At 58.4% G+C, this 20,502-nt stretch carries 13 protein-coding genes and 1 pseudogene; 7 read left to right on the forward strand and 7 right to left on the reverse strand.

Going from position 1 to position 20,502, the window contains the following annotated elements; translation table 11 throughout:
- Window positions 1-603 (forward strand): annotated as a pseudogene (locus tag ACVWZF_RS03140) (zinc ribbon domain-containing protein); the annotation flags it as partial.
- Window positions 604-696: 93 nt separating this feature from the next.
- On the opposite strand, the gene cydB reads toward ACVWZF_RS03140, so the two are convergent.
- A complete protein-coding gene (gene cydB / locus ACVWZF_RS03145) occupies window positions 697-1,746 on the reverse strand; it encodes a cytochrome d ubiquinol oxidase subunit II (protein WP_414375450.1) in 1,050 nt (349 codons plus the stop codon).
- Between the two features lie 193 nt (window positions 1,747-1,939).
- Complete coding sequence (locus tag ACVWZF_RS03150; protein WP_457403576.1) at window positions 1,940-3,373, reverse strand: cytochrome ubiquinol oxidase subunit I; 1,434 nt, start codon at window positions 3,371-3,373, stop codon at window positions 1,940-1,942.
- A 477-nt stretch (window positions 3,374-3,850) separates the two neighbouring features.
- On the opposite strand from ACVWZF_RS03150, the gene mfd reads away from it, so the two are divergent.
- The 3 genes from mfd (at window position 3,851) to ACVWZF_RS03165 (ending at window position 9,156) form a co-directional block, all read left to right on the forward strand.
- Entirely contained in the window at window positions 3,851-7,327 is a 3,477-nt protein-coding gene (mfd, locus tag ACVWZF_RS03155; protein WP_457410813.1) for a transcription-repair coupling factor, read from the forward strand.
- Between the two features lie 120 nt (window positions 7,328-7,447).
- Entirely contained in the window at window positions 7,448-8,386 is a 939-nt protein-coding gene (locus ACVWZF_RS03160) for an ABC transporter ATP-binding protein (protein ID WP_457410815.1), read from the forward strand.
- Window positions 8,377-9,156, forward strand: a complete 780-nt coding sequence (locus ACVWZF_RS03165; protein WP_457410816.1) for an ABC transporter permease — start codon at window positions 8,377-8,379, stop codon at window positions 9,154-9,156. The genes ACVWZF_RS03160 and ACVWZF_RS03165 overlap by 10 nt, the downstream gene beginning before the upstream one ends.
- Before the next feature lie 18 nt (window positions 9,157-9,174).
- On the opposite strand, the gene ACVWZF_RS03170 is transcribed toward ACVWZF_RS03165, so the two are convergent.
- Window positions 9,175-9,708, reverse strand: a complete 534-nt coding sequence (locus ACVWZF_RS03170) for a TM2 domain-containing protein (protein ID WP_457410817.1) — start codon at window positions 9,706-9,708, stop codon at window positions 9,175-9,177.
- A gap of 219 nt (window positions 9,709-9,927) precedes the next feature.
- Here ACVWZF_RS03170 and ACVWZF_RS03175 point away from each other — a divergent pair, with 219 nt between their 5' ends.
- Window positions 9,928-10,230, forward strand: a complete 303-nt coding sequence (locus ACVWZF_RS03175; RefSeq protein WP_187147267.1) for a hypothetical protein — start codon at window positions 9,928-9,930, stop codon at window positions 10,228-10,230.
- A gap of 80 nt (window positions 10,231-10,310) precedes the next feature.
- Complete coding sequence (locus ACVWZF_RS03180) at window positions 10,311-11,285, forward strand: ABC transporter permease (protein WP_457410819.1); 975 nt, start codon at window positions 10,311-10,313, stop codon at window positions 11,283-11,285.
- 37 nt (window positions 11,286-11,322) lie between these two features.
- Here the strand turns inward: ACVWZF_RS03180 and ACVWZF_RS03185 are convergent, their stop codons facing one another.
- The 3 genes from ACVWZF_RS03185 to ACVWZF_RS03195 all read right to left on the reverse strand — a co-directional run bounded on the left by ACVWZF_RS03185 (window position 11,323) and on the right by ACVWZF_RS03195 (window position 16,047).
- Window positions 11,323-11,748, reverse strand: a complete 426-nt coding sequence (locus tag ACVWZF_RS03185; protein ID WP_011432828.1) for a MarR family winged helix-turn-helix transcriptional regulator — start codon at window positions 11,746-11,748, stop codon at window positions 11,323-11,325.
- Between the two features lie 336 nt (window positions 11,749-12,084).
- Complete coding sequence (locus ACVWZF_RS03190) at window positions 12,085-13,434, reverse strand: alkaline phosphatase (protein ID WP_457410821.1); 1,350 nt, start codon at window positions 13,432-13,434, stop codon at window positions 12,085-12,087.
- Between the two features lie 246 nt (window positions 13,435-13,680).
- On the reverse strand, window positions 13,681-16,047 hold the full coding sequence (locus ACVWZF_RS03195; RefSeq protein ID WP_457410823.1) for a transglutaminase TgpA family protein: 2,367 nt from the start codon (window positions 16,045-16,047) through the stop codon (window positions 13,681-13,683).
- A gap of 183 nt (window positions 16,048-16,230) precedes the next feature.
- Between ACVWZF_RS03195 and uvrA the strand changes: the two genes are divergently transcribed.
- Window positions 16,231-19,134, forward strand: coding sequence for an excinuclease ABC subunit UvrA (uvrA, locus tag ACVWZF_RS03200; protein ID WP_011432824.1), 2,904 nt, complete (start codon window positions 16,231-16,233; stop codon window positions 19,132-19,134).
- A 173-nt stretch (window positions 19,135-19,307) separates the two neighbouring features.
- On the opposite strand, the gene ACVWZF_RS03205 is transcribed toward uvrA, so the two are convergent.
- Window positions 19,308-20,462 carry an RNA-guided endonuclease InsQ/TnpB family protein gene (locus ACVWZF_RS03205; protein WP_457410842.1) on the reverse strand — a complete coding sequence of 385 codons (1,155 nt, stop codon included), beginning with the start codon at window positions 20,460-20,462 and terminating at the stop codon, window positions 19,308-19,310.
- Between the last annotated feature and the right edge of the window lie 40 nt (window positions 20,463-20,502).

The raw sequence follows: 20,502 nt of genomic DNA on the forward strand, positions 1-20,502 counted from the left end.
GCAGGTTTTGTAGATATCGCCAAGGGGGACTTTGGTAGAATCACTCGGCTGTGCTACCACCTAGACGATCTGCAATCTAGGCTGAGCAAAGCGCCGAGGCCCAAGCGTAGGCGAATGCGGCAAGCGGCGTTTCGTCTGCGGGAGAGAATCAGGAACTTGGTGGACGAGTGCCATCGCAAGGTAGCGGCGTTCCTGACGGATAACTACCGATTGATATTCCTCCCCACTTTCGAGTCAGCCAAGATGGTTGCCAAGGCGGGGAGGAAGTTTGGTAGCAAGACAGCAAGGGCGATGCTCACCTGGGCGCACTATCGGTTCAAGCAGTTCCTGAAGTTTCAAGCCCAAAAGAAAAACGTGGTCGTCGTGGAAGTATCGGAAGCGTACACCAGCAAAACCTGTACCAAGTGCGGGCACATCCACACCAAGTTGGGTGGCGCAAAGGTGTTTAGATGCCCAAAGTGCAACCATAGGCTACCACGAGATTGGCAAGGCGCTCTGGGTGTTATGCTCAGAGCTTTGCGGGATACCGCCGTTCTGTTTGGAAACGGACAGAATGCTATCGCTTCACCGTTGAGCAGTAATGCTCAGCAGTGTTCAGCGTAAATGTATCAGCCTTTCTCTGTAGACGTTCGATTGCACCTAAAAAATTGCCCCGCCCATCACCGGGCGGAGTTATTGCTGCATCCTCAGGCCAGCTTAAACTGCCTCTGGAACTTTGGCCTCTTCCGCCGCCACTTCCTGCACCACGATCTTGCCCCGGAACACCACGTAGTTGTAGATGTTGTAGGACAAGATAACCGGGATCAGAAAGCCAATAAAGGTGAGCATAAACACCAGCGAGCTGGGGGAGGCTGCCGCTTCGTAGATGGTGACGCTGGGGGGGATGATGTTGGGGAAGACCATGAACCCCAAGCCGATAAAAGAAAGCGCAAAGATCAAAAAAGTGTAAACCAAAACGCTATTTTCTTCCCGCCGGCGCAGGCTGCGCAGCAACAACGCCACCAACAAAAGTCCCAGAACTGGGATGGCAGCAAAGATGTAGAAAAGAGGGGGCGAGAAAAGCTGAGCACGCGCCTGCTCGGACATGATAGGAGTGCTGATGGTGATAAACACTGCCCCCAGTAAAGTTGTCCAGGTGGCGATGGTTGCCGTCTTGTAGTAGGTTTCCTGAAGCTCGCCGGTGGTCTTAACGATTAGGTAGGCTGAGCCGATTAACACATAGCCCTGGATCAAAGTAAGAGCCACCAACAGCGTGCGCCAGGTCAGCCAATCCCAGGGGCTGCCGGCAAAGTGGCCGGCTTCGTCCACTTGGATCCCTTCGAAGACGCTGCCCAAGGCAAATCCCTGGCCCAAGGCTGCCAAAAAGCTGCCCACTCCAAAGGCCAGGTTCCACACCAACTTGTTGTCGGCGTTTTCCCGAAACTCGAAGGAAACGGCCCGCAAGATCAGGCCCACCACCATGATCACCAAGGGTATGTAGAGGGCATTGAGAATGGTGGCGTAGGCGAGAGGAAAAGATCCAAATAGGGATCCCCCCATCAACACCAGCCACGTCTCGTTGGCATCCCAAACATTGCCCAAGCTGGTCATGAGAATGCTGCGCCGCGTCTCGCTGGAGGCCGTCAGGGAGAGGATACCAACTCCCAGATCAAACCCGTCCAGCAGAACGTAGAGAAATAGGAATAGGCCCAGGATAAAAAACCAAACCTGGGGCAGAAACCGCTGTAAAGGCTCAAAAGATTCCATCGCTGTTCCCTCTGCTTTGAGTATTTCTGACCAGTGCGAGACAGTTCCCGATGGCGATCCCCAGTCCCTCTCCCTCTAGGGAAGGGAAGTTGGGAGTTGACGTAGCGAAGGGTTTCACTGCTGTGGGGAATGGGCCTGCTACGTTGCCCTGTTGCTACTTGGAGTCACCAGTTAGATGGCTACCAAACTGCTGCTACCGAGCTTCTGCAGGACGGCGATCTGGCTCGTGGCGGGCAGGCTCGACCACGATCACCGGCTGCGTTGCCGGGACAGGGGCGGGCAACTCCAGGTTTGGCCCTTCGCGGATGATGCGGCTGCCAAAGTAGAGAGCGGCAACGAAGAACACAGTGTACAACGCGGTCAGGCCAACCAGAGAAAACAGCACTTCTCCTGCCGGCAGGGGCGAAACCGATTCCACCGTGCGCAGTTGTCCATACACAATCCAGGGCTGCCGACCCACACAGCGGACGATCCAACCGGTTTCAACGGCGATGTATCCCAGGGGTGCTGCGAAGATCCAAGCTCTCATCAGCCATTTCTGCTGAGAAAGGGCCTCCACTGAGAGCTTGCCCCTCAGCCATTGCACAAGGGTAACTCCGACAAGCCCAGCTAGGAGGAGGCCAATGGCCACCATTGTCCTAAAGGAGTAGTAGATGAGGCCAACCATGTGGGGACGATTTTGGGGATCCCAGCTTTTGAGCCCTTGAATGGGTCGATCCAGCCTGGGCTTAAACTCCAGCAGATAGCCCAGCGCGCCGGGGATCTTCACCTCCCACTCGTTGCGCTCTTCACGGTCGTTGGGCACAGCCAACAGGCTCCAGTCCGCCCGCTCACCGGCGGGGATCGTCTCCCACTGGGCCTCCATGGCCGCCAGCTTGGCCGGCTGATAGCGATAGACTTGCTCCGCGCTCAGATGGCCGACGAACACCTGCAAAGGGGCGACCACCAGGGTCATTGCCAAGACCACTTTGAGGGAGCGGGAGAAGAACTCGCTGTGCCGCCGCTTGAGAATGTACCAGGCACTGATGCCACCGATAACAAACAAAGAGGTTTCCAAGGTGGCAAAAAACATGTGCAGAAAGCTGTTGACCATGAAGGGGTTGACAATAGCTTGCAGGTAGTCCCGCACCACAAATTTCCCATCGACGAACACGCCACCTGCCGGCGTCTGCAGCCAAGAGTTGGCCGTCAGGATCCAAAAGGTGGATAAGTTGGCGCCAAAGGCCACCAGGATCGTCGAGATCCAGTGAATCACCGGCGGGACGCGCTCCCAGCCGAACAGCATGATCCCCAGAAAGCTGGCCTCCAGCATAAAGGCCATCGTGCCCTCAAAGCCCAGGATGGTTCCAAAAAAATCTCCCACTGCTTCGGAGAAGGGCGCCCAGTTCATGCCAAATTGAAAGGCCATCGGCAAGCCTGAGGCCACGCCAATACCGAAGTTCAACACATAGAGTTTTGACCAGAAACGGGCGTGACGGTAGTAATCTAGGTTGCGGGTTTTTAGCCAAAGTCCCTCAATAACAACAAGGTAAATGGCCATCCCCGTTGTTAAAACCGGCCACAACATGTGAAAAATGGCCGTGAGGGCAAACTGTAGACGAGAAAGGGCAACGGTATCTAGAAACATGATTTGTACCAAGCTTAGATGAATTGGCCAATACAGCTTTTTCCGACAACATCCTCTGCAGTTGATGCAGCTACACCTCTTGCATGAAAAACATCTTGCTGACTGGCAGACATCAGATGAGGCCGGGAAAGCCGCGCTTTGTGGTTCCTTCTAACATCGAATCTTGGCTAAGACAATCGACAAGCCGTCCGACTCTAAAGGTTAATTTTAGGATTCTGGAAGTGTGAACCCTTTTTTGTAATTTAGACTACAAGACAAAGAGCGCACTGCGAACCTAGCGGCCAAAGCCTGGCAGGCCACTAGTATAGGATTTTGGTTTTTTTCGTCTTTAAACAACAAAACTGTTGTCTTGTTGTATAGATCCAGGAGCGCTTCCCAGCAAGGGGCGACTTCCCGTCTACAGCGCCAGCAGACGGCTGCTGATCGTCCCCGGAGCCTGCCAGAATTGGGATCCCAGTTTGCAGTGTGGGGTGGAAGATGTCGTTTATCCCGCTGGTGCGCTTTCTAGGCCAGTCCGGCTTGATTCAAGAGCTAGCCGCCTGCTTGAGATCGCAGCGACGGGCAAATCTGCAGGGGGCAGGGCGGATTGCCAAGGGGTTGATCGCCTCGGCTTTGGCCCAGCAGGAGGGAAGATCCCTACTGGTGGTCACCGCCACCTTGGAGGAGGCAGGCCGCTGGACGGCGCAACTGGAGGGCATGGGCTGGGAGAGTGTGCAGCTCTACCCTACTTCAGAGGCTTCCCCCTACGAACCTTTTGACCTGGAACCGGAGCTGGTGTGGGGCCAGTTTCAGGTGCTGGCCGATTGCCTCCAGGGGAAGAAGGGCATGGCCATTGTGGCGACAGAGCGGGCCCTCCAACCCCACCTCCCTCCCCCAGAGGTGTTGCGGGCCTTTTGTCTCCAGCTGGAACCCGGCTTGGAGATGTTTCCCCAGCAACTGGGGCAGCAGTTGACCCGTCTGGGCTACCAGCGGGTGAGTCTGGTGGAAAGCGAGGGGCAGTGGAGCCAAAGGGGCGACATTCTCGACGTTTTCCCAGTGGCCTGCGAGTGGCCGGTGCGGCTGGAGTGGTTCGGCAACGAGCTGGAGAGGCTGCGGGAGTTTGACCCAGTCAGCCAGCGCTCCCAAGATGGGATCCCCTACGTCTGGCTGACCCCCACTGGCTACGGACCCATCCTCTGGCCAGCGCTGCAGGAAAAAGCCGATCAGCTCTCCCAGGGCCTACGGCAGCAGTTGGAGCAGTCGCCCACCCCCCCGGAGGGCTTGCGCCGTTTTCTCGGCCTGCTCTACACCCCTCCCGCCAATCTGCTCAGCTATCTGGATCCCACCACCCTCATCCTGATCGACGAGCCAGAGCAGTGCCAGGCCCACAGCCGGCAGTGGCTCTACCACGCCCAAGAACAGTGGAAACAGGCCCAGGTTGCGGAGCCGGCTCTGCAGCCCTTTCACCGCCCCTTCGATCTCCATGCTCCCGACTGGGATCCCTTCCCCTGCCTGTTGGCCCGCACCTTTGCCCCTGCTGGCGAAGCCGAAGCTGCCCTTGACCTAAAAAGCCGGCCTGTGCCTACTGCTCCCCACCAGTTTGGATCCCTGGCCAAAACCCTGCGCGAGTACCGCAAGCAGCAGTTGCAGGTGTGGATCCTCTCTGCCCAGCCCTCCCGCACCGTAGCTCTGCTGCAGGAACACGACTGCCCCGCCCAGTACGTGCCCAATCCCAAAGACTTCCCGGCCATCGAGCGCCAGCTGCAGTCCTACACCCCAGTGGCCCTCAAGTATTCCGGCCTGGCCGAGCTGGAGGGGGTTCTCCTGCCCACCTTGGGGTGGGTGGTGCTCACCGACCGCGAGTTTTTCGGCCAGCACAGCCTGGCCACCCCTACTTATGTGCGCAAGCGCCGCCAGGCCAGCTCTCGCCAGGTGGATCCCAACCTGCTCAAGCCAGGGGATTTTGTCGTTCACAAGGCCCATGGCATTGGCCAGTTTCTGCGCTTAGAAAGCCTCACCATTGGGGGCGAAACCCGCGAGTACCTGGTTATTCAATACAGCGATGGCCTGTTGCGGGTGGCTGCCGACCAGGTCAACTCCCTTTCCCGCTACCGGGCCAGCGGGGATGGACCACCTGCCCTGCACAAGATGTCCGGCAGCACCTGGGAAAAGACCAAACAGAAGGTGAAAAAGAGCCTGCGAAAAGTGGCCTTTGACCTGCTGCAGCTCTATGCCAAACGCGCCGAACAGGAGGGCTATGCCTTCCCGCCCGATTCTCCTTGGCAACAGGAGCTGGAAGATTCTTTCCCTTATCCCCTGACGCCGGATCAACTCCGCGCTGTCCAAGAGATCAAGCGGGATATGGAATCCCCTCGCCCCATGGATCGGCTGCTGTGTGGAGATGTGGGTTTTGGCAAAACAGAGGTGGCAATCCGTGCCATTTTCAAAGCCGTAACCGCCGGCAAGCAAGTAGCTCTCCTGGCGCCAACCACCATTCTTACCCAGCAGCACTACCACACCCTCAAAGAGCGCTTTGCTCCCTATCCTATTCAAGTGGGCTTGCTCAACCGCTTCCGCACCTCGGAGGAGAAAAAAGAAATCCTATCCCGTCTCAAGAGTGGCGAACTGGATGTTGTGGTGGGCACCCACCAGCTTTTGGGCAAGGATGTGCAATTTCGGGATTTAGGCCTTTTGGTTATTGACGAAGAGCAGCGCTTTGGCGTCAACCAAAAAGAGAAAATCAAACTTCTCAAAACCCAGGTGGATGTACTCACCCTCACCGCCACCCCTATTCCCCGCACTCTGTATATGGCCTTGTCGGGTTTGCGGGAAATGAGCTTGATCCAAACTCCGCCTCCTTCCCGCCGGCCTATCAAAACTCACCTTTCTCCCTACAACCCCGAAGTCATCCGCACGGCTATCCGCCAAGAGTTGGATCGCGGCGGTCAAGTCTTCTATGTCGTCAACCGCATTGAAGGCATCGAAGAAGCCAGCGCCAAATTGCGGGAATGGGTGCCCGGCGCCCGCATTGCCATTGCCCACGGGCAGATGCCGGAAGGGGAGCTAGAGGCAACGATGCTGGCTTTTAACAATGGGGAAATCGATATCCTGGTCTGCACGACGATTATCGAATCCGGTTTGGATATTCCCCGCGTCAACACCATTTTGATTGAAAATGCTCAGGAGTTTGGATTGGCTCAGCTATACCAGCTGCGGGGGCGGGTGGGCCGGGCTGGGATCCAAGCCCATGCTTGGCTGTTTTACCGAGAAGACGGGATCCTCACCGAGGAGGCCCGCAAACGCCTACAGGCCATTCAGGAATTTACCCAACTGGGATCCGGCTATCAGTTGGCAATGCGGGATATGGAAATTCGTGGCATTGGCAACCTGCTGGGAACGGAACAATCCGGGCAAGTCAATGCGGTGGGCTTCGATCTTTACCTGGAAATGCTGCAAGAGGCTATTCGAGAAATTCGCGGCCAGGAGATCCCGCAGGTGGAGGACACGCAAATCGACCTGAATGTTACCGCTATGATCCCGCAAAGCTATATTCCCGACGAAGATCAAAAGATGCAGGCTTATCGACAACTGGCTGCTGCCGGCTCTCGGGTCGAGCTGTTGCAAATTGCCCAGGAATGGCAAGACCGCTTTGGCCCCCTGCCCAAGCCCACTCAGGAGCTGCTGCGGGTAATGGAGCTGAAGGTGCTGGCCCGAGCCCTGGGCTTTTCCCGCATCAAACTGGCCAAAGAGCATGTGCTTTTGGAAACCCCCATGGAGGAGCCCGCTTGGAATCGCCTGAAAGAGGCCCTGCCCACTCACCTGCAGCCTCGCTTTGTTTACCAACCGGGCAAGGTGACGGTGCGGGGTCTGGGGATGGTGCCGGCAGCGCAGCAACTGGAGAGCCTTTTGCAGTGGCTGGACAAGATAAGCCTGGCCCTGAGCCGGATGGAGGCTGGGATCCCAATGACCCCCTAGATCTTGCCGGATCTCTCTCGAGGCGGGCCCATGCTCTGGTGTGAGAGAGTGGAATGGCCGGCCCTCCTCTCTTCAGCACTCCTTTTTGCATCGGCTTCGCGTTTGCATCGTGTTCGCGTCATGAAAGTTCTAGAAGCTCACCACCTCCAAAAAACCTACCGGCAAGGAGGCAGGGAGGTGCGGGCGGTGGTGGATGTCTCCCTGACGCTGGCAGCAGGGGAGATCCTGGCTTTTTTGGGGCCCAACGGGGCCGGCAAGACCACCACCATTAAGATGATTGCCGGCCTGATCCAACCGGACGCGGGCACAGTGTGCGTTCTCGGACGGGATCCCCACAGGGATCCTGGCACATTGGCCCAAGTAGGGGCGGTGCTGGAAGGCAATCGCAACCTCTACTGGCGGATGACCCCCCTACAGAACTTGGAGTACTTTGGCGTGCTGCGGGGGCTATCCCCCAGAACCGCTCGGCAACGGGGGTTAGAGCTGCTGGAGACCTTTGGCCTGCAGGAGAAACAAGATGTGGCCGTGCAAACCCTTTCGCGGGGCATGCAGCAGAAGGTGGCCATTGCCGTCGCCCTCCTGCATCAACCGGCCCTGTTGCTGCTGGATGAGCCCACCCTGGGGTTGGATGTGGAATCGGCGCAAGCGGTGAAATCCCTGATCCGCCAAATTGCCGCTTCGGGTCGAGCCATCTTGCTCACCACCCATCAACTGGATATTGCGGAAGCGCTCTCGGATCAGGTAGCCGTTATTCGACAAGGGGTGATCATCGCCCAAGCCCCCACGGGAGAGTTGATCCGGCACTTTGCCGGCGCCGTCGGTACTTACCGGATCGAGCTGGAACAGGGGCTGGATCCCTGGAGGTTTGAACAACTGGCCCGCCAAGGGGTGGAGATTCTCGGATCCCATCGGGTGCGGTTCAGCGGCCCGCCAGAGATGCTCTATCAGGTGCTGGAGATCTTGAAGCCTTTGCCCTTGCTCAGCCTCAAACGAGAGGAAGCCGATCTCACCCACATCTTCCTCAAGTTGTTGAAAAGAGGGGATAGACAATGCCAGTGATCCACCTGTTTTGGGCCGAACTAAAGCGGGCCTGGATCCAGTACATTCGCTATCCGGCGGAGGCCCTGGGCGGGATCCTGATCACCACGTTCTTCTTCTATGCCCTCTTTGCCGGCGCCCAATATGTGGCAGGGCCTGCCTCCCAATTTGGCGAACGGTTGGATGCGGTGGTGATCGGCTATGTGCTCTGGACGCTGGTCATTTTTGTGGTGAACGACATCGCCCTCAACCTGCAGGTGGAAGCCCAGACAGGCACCTTGGAGCAGGTGTTGCTCTCGCCATTTTCGGCAGCCACTCTCTTCTTGGCACGGGCTTGTGCCAGCTTGGTGTTGCGCTTTTCTGTTGTTGTCGTCATTTTGGGTGCCATTTTGCTGCTCACGGGCAGTCGGCTGCGCTTTCCCCCCAGTTTGGTGCTGCCGCTCTTGAGCGTGGTGCTGGGGGCCTACGGTTTTTCGTTTTTGCTGGGATCCGCTGCTCTAATTTGGAAGCGAATTCAGCAGCTTTTGATCATCAGCCAATTCGGCCTGCTTTTTCTGTTGGCTGCTCCCACGGAAGAATGGCCGGGATCCCTGAGGTGGCTAGGGCAAAGTCTGCCCATGACGGCGGGGGCGGGGCTGCTGCGAGACGTGATGGTGCGCGAGGTAGGGCTGGATCCCCTGCGCTTGGCCATGGCTCTAGCCAGCGGCATTTTCTACTTCGGCCTGGGTCTGCTGGCCTTTCGCTGGGCAATGCGGCTAGCCAAACGTCAAGGGATCCTGGGATCCCAGTAGAGGTTTGCAGGAGGGCATCTAGAGCGAACGTTGGTTGGGGGAGCGGTGCAGCAGGTGAGGGAAGTGGTATTCTACCGCTCCAGTGACCGGGTTGTTTTCGGGGAAAGCCATGCTCCGCCGGCTCAGCTCTTGCAGCGCCTTTTCAATTTCGTCAAAGTCGGCAGGTAAGTCGATAGCTATCTCCGCAAGGGTGAGGATCCCTTGCCGCTGTTGGGCTAGCCGCAGGATCTCCCGCATCAGAGCTTGACCTTTGAGGGGCTGAGGAGGTGCTGAGGTGGTTTTTGAGGAAGCTGGGGATGGGGAGGGTCGGGATCCCTGCAGGACGGCCAGCTTGAAGTTGTAGTTCTCCACCATGCCTGGGATCAAAAACAGGTCAATTAACTGGCCAAAGCCCAGCAGGCCAAAGGTGAACAGCCAGAGGATGCCTGTTCCAGTCTTGCCCAGGTAGAAGCGATGGACGCCACAGATCCCGAAGATGCCCAACGCCCAGAGGATATAGGCAGTACCGACAGACTTGGGTTCAGCGGGGGGCAGCAGGTAGCGAGAACTCATGAGGATTTGACGAGATAACTCCGAGCGGGTACTTCCAGTTTGTCATCTCCTGGCCTGGACGGGCAGAAGAGAACCGGCGTGATCTCTGCAAGCAAGCTGGGATCCCTTCTACGCTCTTGTCTGAGGGAGGGCAGCCTCAACGGGAAAACAACCGGAATAATGAGATCCAAGTCCCCCAGGCTCAAAGAACTCCGTCTCCCGCTCACGCAAGCAGTGGACATGCCTATAGAAGGCAAGGGAAAGTCGATGTTTGAGCCAATTTTAATCGGGTTGAGCGCTGTGCTCTGGGGCCTCCTCTGGGGCTACGCTACACTGCTGGTTGTGCTGGTGAACTTTAAGGAGCAAGGATCGGTTTACGCCTACCCTATGCAGGCGGTGCTGGATCGCTTTGTCGAATCCTTGGGGCTGGGCTGGCTTAAGGATCTGCATGCCCTGCAACTGAGGCCGCTGCGCCGGATCAGCTATGCTCTGTTTGGTGCCGTCACCCTAGGGGTGGCTTTCATGCTCTGGGTGTTGGGGTGAGGCGATGCCCAGATCAACAGGCGCATTCCCGCAGCAACTGCAAATGCGTTAACCCAACCCGAGTTCTCGACAGGCTCATAATGACCGCTGCCCAACTGGTTGCTATTCTCTCCACTGCCATTGCCACCGCCACACCGGTGGTCTTCGCCTGTGTGGGGGAAACCATTACCGAGCGGGCAGGGGTGATCAACCTCTCCGCAGAGGGGACGATCATGCTGGCGGCCATGGTTGGGTTCGCCGTGGCCAAGCTGACGGGAAGCTTGGTATTGGGCTTTTTGGCTGCCGCCGCGGTGGGAGCGCTGTTTGCTGGGATCGTGGCCTTTGGCTCGCTGACCCTGAAGGGATCCCAAATTGCCATTGGTTTCGTCTTGACCCTATTGGGGGCGGATTTGTCTTCCTTTTTGGGCAATCCGTTCGTGCGGATCCCAGGGCCAACGGTGCCCAGCCTGCCCATCCCCTTCCTGAGAGAGGTGCCGCTGCTGGGGCCACTCCTGTTCCAAGGGGATCTGTTGCTGTACGCCAGCTACGCGCTCATCGGGGGAACTTGGTTCTTTTTGTATCGCACTCAGCCTGGCCTGATGTTGCGGGCTATGGGAGAACAGCCGGCGGCGGCTTTTGCCCGCGGCACCGATGTCATTTTCTGGCGCTATGTTTACACCCTTGTGGGGGGATCCCTATTGGGCTTGGCGGGGGCTGCCTTTTCTCTGGATTTCAAGGCCGGCTGGAGCCACCGACATACAGCAGGGTATGGCTGGATTGCTTTGGCCATCGTCATCTTCGGCGGCTGGAACCCCTTGCGGGTAGCCCTGGGGGCCTACCTGTTCGGCATTTTGCAGTCCTTTGCCGGAGTTGCCCAGACTACCATCCGCGCCGTGCCCACCCAAGTTTTTACGGTGGCTCCCTTTGTGTTGATGATTTTGGTGTTGGTGCTCACTTCTGGGGAATGGTGGGAGTACGGCTTGCGCGGGATCCCACCTCGGCTGCGGCGCTGGATCCAGCAGGCGGTGAAGGCCACTCCGCCGGCAGCTCTAGGGCAGCCGTTTGAACCGGGCTAGAGGGGATCCCTCCTCAGCAAGGGGGAATCTGAAAGCGCTAGAAAATAGCCTGCAGTTTTTTAAGGCAAGCCTGGATCTGCGCCATCTCCGAGGGATCCAGCTTTTGGAAGCGCTCTTTCAAGTAGGCGACGTGGGCCGGGAAAATTTCCTCAAACAGTTTTTCCCCCGCTTCTGTCAGCACGACCTTAAAGCAGCGTCGGTTTTCCGGGGGCACTTCCCGGCGCACCAGCCCTTTTTGTTCCAGGCGATCCACAATGCCGGTCAGTGTCCCTTTGGTCACCAGCGTTTTTTGGGCCAAGACATTCATGGTCATCCCAGGGGTATTGCCAAGGGTAACCAACACATCGAATTGGGGGGCCGTCAGCCCCATTTGCCGAATGTGAACCCCGGCGTAATTTTCAAAAGCTTGGTAGGCCCGCGCCAGATCCCGCAGCAGCCCCAAAAAAGGCTCACGGGCCGCCAATACCGTCCCCCTCAGCGGAACAGAGTCCTCAGGCTTGAGAACCTCGTCGCTTTGGAGAAGGGGGGATGGAGAGGAGTCAGCGGGAGTGGGCATGGTTGAAGATCGCAGTTCGCGTTGGTGGAACAAACTCAAACCCAAAGGACAGTCTCGGCTCCATGATAGCCCACTGTAGTACAGTTCTAACGCAAAATGAACTACGTCTATCTGCTTTGCTGAGCTAGCCCCTTCGCCGTTATGTGGTTCTCATAAAAAAAGGGGATCCACTGGATGGATCCCCCGTGACGGACAGAGCTTGTGGGGCAAACACCCGCCCAAGGCAGGTGACCACAGCAGACACTAGGGCTTCAGCTCGCTGGGGATGCGCTCCCCGAAGAGCACGAAGTAGAGAATCCGATAAATGTCCGTGTTCAGGATCCCGGTGGTCGGCACCAACTCTTGGGCGTTCAAGCCCGCAGCGCGAGCAATGACTCCACTGCCGACGTCATCTCCGGTAGCCCAAGCCACGGCAAAGGGAAAGCGCTTGCCATTCTTGTCAGGAGCAGAAATAAACGGCTTTGTGCCCGTGCCGTCAACTCCGTCAATGGGGGCACCACTGCCTTTGGGGTCAGTAGGGGGCAACGGCTCATCGGCGGACTCGACATCCACCAACTGCATGCCACCGGCATTGCTGTCGCTGGTGGTGATCATGAAGGTCTTGGGATTCTTCTCGATAAAGTTGAGAATCACCCCGATGGCATCGTCGGCCCGCTTCATAGCCTCCAGGCAGCCAGAGGCATTGAGGTTGTTGCACATGTTATCAGTGCCCTCTTCTTCGATGACGGCGAAGAAGCCCTTAGGATTGCGGGAGATCCGCGCCAGGGCAAATTCGGTCATCTCGGCAATGGTGGGGGCGCTGGCGATGTAGTTGGGCAAGTTTTCTTTCCGCAACTCTTCTTCAGGCTTGTCGTAGAAGGTGTCCTCGACGTTGAACACCCCCAAAACTTTGGAGACATCTGCCGGCAGCTTGAGCAGCTCGTCGCGGGTGTAGACAACGGCGTACCCCTTTTTCTTGGCCTCCTCAATCAGGTTGCGGCCATCCTTGCGCTTCCCTTTGCCAAAGCGGCCCTGGACACCTTCCGGCAGCAGCCATTCCTCGCCAGCGCCGAGGATGATGTCTACCCCTGACTCCACCACCTGCAGGGTAATCTCCTCATAGTCGCTGCGCTTGGCAACTTCGGCAACGAAGGCAGCCGTCCCCGGCTCAATGATGGATCCCGTTTGCACCAGAGCCGTACCCAAGCCTGCCGCCACAGCCTCTTCCATGATCGTGTTCAGGGTGCCGTTGGCAGAGGGGTACTCTTTGCCGTCCGGATCCAACCCAAAGCTCTTGGCGTGGACACGAGTTCCTGTGGCATGGGTCACCGCTCCGGCGTTGGAAGTTCCCCCAAGCTGGTCGAGAAGGTGCCCGCGATAGGGGGCAATCACGGGGAGACGATCCCAGTTCAGAAAGCCATCGGGGCCGTAGTAGAGAATGCGTGTGATGTCCCAGTGGGAAGCCGAAGTGCCATCCGGGTGGAAGAAGATGGCCCCGTTTCCGGTCGGCTGAGGCGCCGCTTGAGCCACACTAGAGGAAAAAACTGACGAGGACAGCAGACACAAAGTTGCAGCCAAAGCCGCCCTCAAAGAATAGCTACGCATAGCTAACACGCCCTTGCTCGTTCGAAGCTGAACGTTAAAAACGTAACACAGCTTCAGATGAGTTTGCAAGGGCATAGCAACGCAGCAGCGCGAAACGTGCCTGAAGCGAGTGCGCCACTGAGCGATTTCCCCGTCTGACAGTGCAGCTTACGGGGTCTATAACTAACGTTAACTATCTCTTAACTATCTCATAACTGTCAAGGTTTCTCGCAGGGCTTTTGGGGTACCTGCTCCAGGGCATAGCCGTCCTTCTGGTCAGGCGGCTCTTCTGGGGGTTTTGGCCAGTGGCTGCCATGCTCGTCTGAGCTGTTTGAATTGCTGTTGCCAGCGCTGCAATTCGCCCGCCTCCAACGGGATCCCACCGAAGCGCACCTCCATGTAGCGCTCCAAGAACTGGATGGCCACCTGGGCTTGTGGTAAGTCGGAGTGGCGCAAGTGTTCCAGGCAGGCCTCAGGGCCTAGGTGGGCTGGGATCCCCACCGCCGTCGCCAGATCCCGCAGTTGCAGATAAAGCCTTGAGATAAGCTGGCGGCGCTGCTGCGACTTGGGTAGAGCCGCCGGGATCCAGCGCATCCCAGCAAAGGCCAGACTCGGTAGCAAGAGGCCAACCATCCAGGTGGGCCAGGGGGGCGGAGGCTGCCACAGGGATCCCAGCAAAACCCCATTGCCGGCAGTGGCTAGGAGAATCCACCCCCCATCCTGCCAGCGCAAAGCCCGATAGCGGCGGCGGCGACCCCAATAGGCCATGGATCCGGTGATCAAAACCACCCCCAACACCGGCAGGCCATTCTGCTGCAGCGTTTGCCCCCAACCCACTAGGCTGCGACGGAAGCCAGCACCGACATCCTCTCGATCCGGAGAGGCGGCTACAGCGCTGGCCATCTCCTGAATCTGCCGCCAGATCTGCCGCTGGGTGGATAGGTCGTACTGGATGACGTACTTAAACCAGCGGAAGCGCAAGCTGTCGTAGAAATCTTGAAGGGGATCCCACCAGCTCTGCCGCTGACTAACATTGGCCTCTGCCGGCGTAGCGTCAAAGATGACCCAGCCGTAGGGGCCAAAGGGGATCTCCGTCCAGGAATGGGCGTCGGCATTGCGTACTGCCAGATAATTTTCCTGCGCCACCCAGCGCCCGCCCAAAAAGCCATTCACCATTCGGGCCGGGATGCCAATGCTGCGGGCCAGCACCGTCAGGGCTGTGGCGAAATATTCGCAGTGGCCCCGCCGATGGGTGAACAGAAAGGCTTCCAAAGGCGGTTCAGGGCCGGGATCCGGCAGATCGGTGGTATAGGCGTAGTTCTCCAGCAGGTAGTTCTGCAAAGCCGTCACCTTGCCAAAGACATCGGGGATCCCAGCGGTAACGTCTTCAGCCAAGGCGGGAATGCGCGGATCCAGGTCTGCTGGCAACTGCAGATAGGCTGCCTGTTGGACTGGGTCGAGAGCACTGAACAGCTCCGCGTGGCCTAGCCGGCGCAAGCGCGGGCTTAACTCCCTTGAGATCCGGCTCCGGGCGCGGTAAAGATGGGGCACCTGCCGAGGCAGAGAATGGCCAACATCTCCGGTCTCGCTCAGGATGAGGCGGCGATTCTGCCGTTGCCAAGCTTGTTGCACCGTCGCTGCTCCGCCCCGCTCCAGCCATTCCATCTCCACCAGCGGGGCCACCCCAAAAACGGTGTTGGTGACCAGCGGCTCCAGATAGATAAGCTGCTCCAAGGGGAGAAGCAGCAGGTCGGGAGCAGTGGGGATCAAGCTGGAGGCAGAGAGATCAAATACCCCTGCTGCGTTGGGGAAAATGGGGATGAAGCGGTCTAGCGTTCGCGACCAGGCCCGTCCATCGTAGCGATCGAAGCTGATCCCGCGCCAGTAGAGGGACTCCACACGGGGCGGCACCCCTGCCGGAAATTCCACCCGCATGACAACGGTGTTATCGGTTTTGAGGGTGCCGAATGCTCCCAGGCTGACTTCCTCGGCAAAGCCGGTGGTCATCACCGGCGAGCGGGCCTGGCGACCCAGAATTCCTAAACTGACCCGCGGGAACAAGAAAAACAAAGCCACGGACAGGATCACCGCCAGCAAAGCCAGGGATCCGAGAAAGCCCAAGAAGTTGAGGTTGATGCCACGGGTTTGGCTGGCTGCCTGCGGGTGCTGCTCTGCTTGCAGGCGCAGGTGGTAAAGGGTGAGGTTGATTAGCCCTACCCCCACGTACAGCAAAAACAGCAGCCCAAAGCTGATGTCTTCGTTGAACAGGGTGGCAATGGCCATCAGCAGCAGAGACAGCACCGCCAACTGGATGTGATCGGCTGCCCGTTCCCGCTGAAACAGCTTGGCCCCCGTTAGGTAAAGCACCAAGCCAATGGCCCCATCGGAAAAGGGAAGGATCCCAAAGATAACCAAAGCCAGCAGGCTAAGCAACACCGCCACCGTCAGGGGCATCCACAGGGGGGCATAGCGGGCAAAAGCAATCCTTGGCGGCTCCCAAAACCAACTGCAGGCCCCTGCGGCCAAGCAAACGGCAATGACCGGTGGCGACAGAGCCTGATCCCCCAGACAAAGGGCCGTGAAGGCGATCCCCACCAACAGGTAAACAAACACCTTTTGAACGGATGGCAGTGTCCAGGTCATGGCCCTTGGGATTCAATCCTTTCCAGCATAGCCAAGTCTTTTTTGCTACCGGTTTGCCCTCCCTGGGATCCCCTTCTGGACAAAGCGAAGGGCATTAGAATCGTTAGCTAAGAATCGTTAAGATTTTGTTACTCGCCGGTCTCGACGGGATACCTGTGACACGCTGCGCGAAAAGGTGGTGAGATGTCCAGCCAAAACGAAATTCACGTGGTGGGGGCGCGGCAGCACAACCTCAAGAATGTCGAGCTGCGGATCCCGCGGGATCGCCTGGTGGTGTTCACCGGCGTCTCCGGCTCTGGCAAATCTTCTTTGGCCTTTGACACCATTTTTGCCGAAGGGCAGCGGCGCTATGTGGAATCCCTCAGTGCCTATGCGCGGCAGTTTTTGGGGCAACTGGACAAGCCGGATGTGGATCGCATCGAAGGGCTGAGTCCGGCCATCTCCATCGATCAAAAGTCCACCAGCCACAACCCCCGCTCGACGGTTGGCACCGTTACCGAAATCTATGACTACCTGCGGCTTCTGTATGGGCGAGCTGGGATCCCGCACTGTCCCCATTGCAACCGGGTGATCGCCCCCCAGACGGTGGATCAGATTGTGGATCAGATCATGGCCCTGCCGGATCGGACGCGGTTTCAGTTGCTCTCGCCGGTGGTGAAGGGGAAAAAGGGCACCCATGCCAACCTGTTGCAAAGCTTGCGCCAGCAAGGGTTTGTGCGCGTGCGCATCGACGGCCAGGTGCGGGATCTGAGCGAGGAGATCGAGTTAGCCAAAAACAAAACCCACACCCTTGAGGTTGTGGTGGATCGGCTGGTCAAGAGCCCCGACATAGCGGAGCGACTGGCCGATTCTCTGGCAACCTGCCTGCGCCAGTCGGGAGGAATTGCGGTGGTGGAGCTGCTGCCGCGGGAAGAGGAGCGAGAACAGCTGCTGCAAAAGGTGGCCGAGTCGGCGGGGCAATACCTGAACAGCAAGCCAACGGAGCTGATTTTTTCTGAGCAATTTGCCTGCCCGGAGCACGGTTCGGTGATGGGCGAGCTGTCGCCGCGCCTGTTTTCCTTCAACTCGCCGATTGGGGCCTGTCCTGTCTGCCACGGGCTGGGTTTTGAGCCCATCTTCGACCCCGAGCGGATCGTGCCCGATCCGAAGCTACCCCTGTACGCCGCCATCGCCCCTTGGGCAGAGCGGGAGAACCCCTACTATCTGGCCCTGTTGGCGGGAGCCGCCAAGGCTTTTGGCTTCGACCTCAGCAGCCGCTGGTGTGATCTCACCCCCCAGCAACAGCAGATCATCCTCTACGGCGCCGACCAGGAGGTCTACATCGCCGAGGCGGAATCTCAGTACCGAGGCCGGGGGTACTATCGCCGCTATGAGGGGGTGATTCCCCAATTGCAGCGGCACTACCAGGAAACCACTTCCGAAATCTATCGGCAAAAGCTGGAAGCCTACCTCACCTACCGTCCCTGTTCCGCCTGTGGGGGATCCCGTCTCAAGCCGGAAGCTCTGGCCGTGCGCATCGGCGGCTACCGCATTACCGATCTCACCGAGATCTCCATCCGCGACTGCCTGCACCGCCTGGAGCAGCTAAACCTTACCCCCCGCCAAGCGCAGATCGGCGAGTTGGTGCTGCGGGAGATCAAAACCCGGCTGCAGTTTTTGGTGGATGTGGGCCTCGACTACCTCACCTTGGCCCGCCCGGCCATGACCCTCTCCGGGGGCGAGGCGCAGCGGATCCGGCTGGCCAGCCAGATGGGCTCCGGCTTGACGGGGGTGCTCTACGTGTTGGACGAACCCTCGATTGGCCTCCACCAGCGGGACAACGAGCGCCTGTTGCAAACCCTGTTTCGCCTGCGAGATCTGGGCAACACCCTGATCGTGGTGGAACACGACGAAGAAACCATCCGTGCCGCCGACCACATCGTCGATATCGGCCCTGGAGCCGGGATCCACGGGGGGGAAGTGGTGGCCCAGGGATCCCTGGCGGACATCATGGCCTGCGAGCGCTCCATCACCGGAGCTTATCTTTCGGGGCGGCTGCGGATCCCTACCCCTGCGCAGCGGCGGGCTGGCAAGGCGGTTTCTCTCAAGCTCACCAATGCCCACAAAAACAACCTCAAGCACATTGATGTAGAGATCCCCCTGGGCAAGTTGGTCTGTGTTACAGGCGTCTCCGGCTCCGGCAAATCCACCTTGGTCAACGAATTGCTCTACCCTGCCCTGCAGCACCATCTTGGACACAAGGTGCCCCAACCCACGGAGATGGGAGCACTTGAGGGCATCGAACACATTGACAAGGTGATCGTGATCGACCAATCTCCCATTGGCCGTACCCCCCGCTCCAACCCTGCCACCTACACCGGCCTGTTCGACCCGATCCGCCAAACCTTTGCCCAAACCTTGGATGCCAAGGCCAGAGGCTACCCATCCGGCCACTTTTCCTTCAATGTCAAGGGGGGGCGCTGTGAAGCCTGCAAAGGGCAGGGGGTGAACGTGATTGAAATGAACTTTCTGCCCGATGTGTACGTCACCTGCGAAGTCTGCGGGGGCAGCCGCTACAGCCGCGAAACCCTGCAGGTCAGGTACAAGGGCAAGAACATCGCCGAAGTCCTGGATATGACGGTGGGGGAGGCGCTGGAGTTTTTCGCTGCCCTGCCTCCTGCCGCCAAGATCCTGCAGACCTTGGCCGATGTGGGCCTCGATTACATCAAGCTGGGCCAGCCAGCTCCTACCCTCTCCGGTGGGGAAGCGCAACGGGTCAAGCTGGCCGCAGAACTGGCCCGCCGCTCCACCGGCAAAACCCTCTATCTGCTGGATGAGCCCTCCACCGGCTTGTCTTTTTACGATGTCCACAAGCTCTTGAACGTCCTGCAACGGCTGGTGGATACAGGCAACACCGTGCTGGTGATCGAGCATAACCTGGACATTCTCCGCTGTGCTGATTGGATTATTGACTTGGGGCCAGAGGGCGGCGACCGCGGCGGCCAGATCATCGCCGTTGGCACCCCAGAACAGGTGGCTGAGCACCCCGGATCCCATACAGGGCGATATTTGAAGCAGGTTTTGCAACAACATCCCCCAGGTCGCTGAGCAACTCAGCCTGCTCCAGGGAGAAAGTTGACCGAAAGCGGCTGTCGGGATCCCCTTTCGCTTTTTGCTCTGCTCACCTCAGCCATGGCGGTGGAGGACTGATGCGGCGAGGACTCTATCCCACCCAGGCGCTCCGCACCGTGAACGCAAGGGTAAACTACCCGACACCCGCGCTATGCGCAGGGTGCGGGCTTTATCCCAATCCCTAGCGGCCCCAGAGGACAGCTAAGTTTCGGAATTTCAGGCGAGTTTACAGTCGCCCCAAGGAGAGAGATTACTTGAGCAGCGTTATGGTCAGCATCCCCTTCCCACCCGCAGTGCCCACACTTGAACGACTTACCATTGCGGTAGGACTTACCCCGCTCAGGGTGGATGTGCAAGCACCGGTGGCAGGTCTGACTGGTGTAGGCAGGCGGCACCAGCACCACAGGCACTCCAGCAATGGCAGCCTTGTAGGCTACAAACATCCTGAGCTGGTAGAACGCCCAGTTGTTAGTCCTGCGCCGCTCAGCCTTACTTCGAGACTTCTGATTCAGGCAATCTCTGATGCCTGTCAAGTCTTCAAAAGCCAGTGCCGCACCAATAGCCTGGGCATCCCTGACCAAGGTTTTGCTGATGTTGTGGTTCAGCCATGTCTGGTAGCGCCGTTCTCTCCCAGAGAGCCTTCTCAGCAGCCTCCTAGAGCTGCGAGTGCGTTTGGATTGAACCTTGGCGCGTACACGGCTGAACCGGTCACGGACGGCCTGGATGTGCTCTCCACTCCAAGAGCGTCCGTTGCTAGCGGTGGCGATATCCCGCCTGCCCAAGTCAACTCCGATTACCTTTGGAGTTTTGCCAGTCGGGGGAGTATCCAGCTCAACAGCGATGTTGATGTAGTACTCCCCTTGCTTGGTCTTGGACAGAGTAGCGCTGGTGGGCGTTTGCCCCCGCAGCAAAGCGATTTGATAACCGCCAATCTTGAGCTTGAGCCAAACCCGTCCGCTCATCAGGGTCACGCCCACGGCCTGGTCGGACTCTCGGTACTTAAAAGTACGAGCGTCCAAAGTCAGACTGGTGGGGCGGAACTTGTGGACTTGCTTCACCGCCTTGGCATTGCTAATCACCCGACGGAGCGCCTGACAGACGTGGTTGGCTTTCAGCCCCGTTGCTGCTCTTACCGGTCGATAGACCAGGTGATGCAGCTTGACGGTGTTCCAGCACTTCTCACGCTTGGCGGTATCCAGAATCTGGTTGCAAGCGTCAGCAAACCTCTGCAGGGTGCGGTCAATTTCTTGACGCAACTCTACAGGGACTATCAGCTTGCAACGTACAGATATGGCCTGGCTCATAGGCTTATTGTAGTTCATCCAGACTTTTGACCAGCAAACC

The organism is Thermostichus sp. OS-CIW-30, assembly GCF_054060215.1.

What these genes read in the sequence shown, in the direction of transcription:
- cydB (WP_414375450.1), bottom strand. Translation starts at nt 1,746, where the DNA reads ATGGAATCTTTTGAGCCTTTACAGCGGTTTCTGCCCCAGGTTTGGTTT.
- ACVWZF_RS03150 (WP_457403576.1), bottom strand. Translation starts at nt 3,373, where the DNA reads ATGTTTCTAGATACCGTTGCCCTTTCTCGTCTACAGTTTGCCCTCACG.
- mfd (WP_457410813.1), top strand. Translation starts at nt 3,851, where the DNA reads ATGTCGTTTATCCCGCTGGTGCGCTTTCTAGGCCAGTCCGGCTTGATT.
- ACVWZF_RS03160 (WP_457410815.1), top strand. Translation starts at nt 7,448, where the DNA reads ATGAAAGTTCTAGAAGCTCACCACCTCCAAAAAACCTACCGGCAAGGA.
- ACVWZF_RS03165 (WP_457410816.1), top strand. Translation starts at nt 8,377, where the DNA reads ATGCCAGTGATCCACCTGTTTTGGGCCGAACTAAAGCGGGCCTGGATC.
- ACVWZF_RS03170 (WP_457410817.1), bottom strand. Translation starts at nt 9,708, where the DNA reads ATGAGTTCTCGCTACCTGCTGCCCCCCGCTGAACCCAAGTCTGTCGGT.
- ACVWZF_RS03175 (WP_187147267.1), top strand. Translation starts at nt 9,928, where the DNA reads ATGCCTATAGAAGGCAAGGGAAAGTCGATGTTTGAGCCAATTTTAATC.
- ACVWZF_RS03180 (WP_457410819.1), top strand. Translation starts at nt 10,311, where the DNA reads ATGACCGCTGCCCAACTGGTTGCTATTCTCTCCACTGCCATTGCCACC.
- ACVWZF_RS03195 (WP_457410823.1), bottom strand. Translation starts at nt 16,047, where the DNA reads ATGACCTGGACACTGCCATCCGTTCAAAAGGTGTTTGTTTACCTGTTG.
- uvrA (WP_011432824.1), top strand. Translation starts at nt 16,231, where the DNA reads ATGTCCAGCCAAAACGAAATTCACGTGGTGGGGGCGCGGCAGCACAAC.
- ACVWZF_RS03205 (WP_457410842.1), bottom strand. Translation starts at nt 20,462, where the DNA reads ATGAGCCAGGCCATATCTGTACGTTGCAAGCTGATAGTCCCTGTAGAG.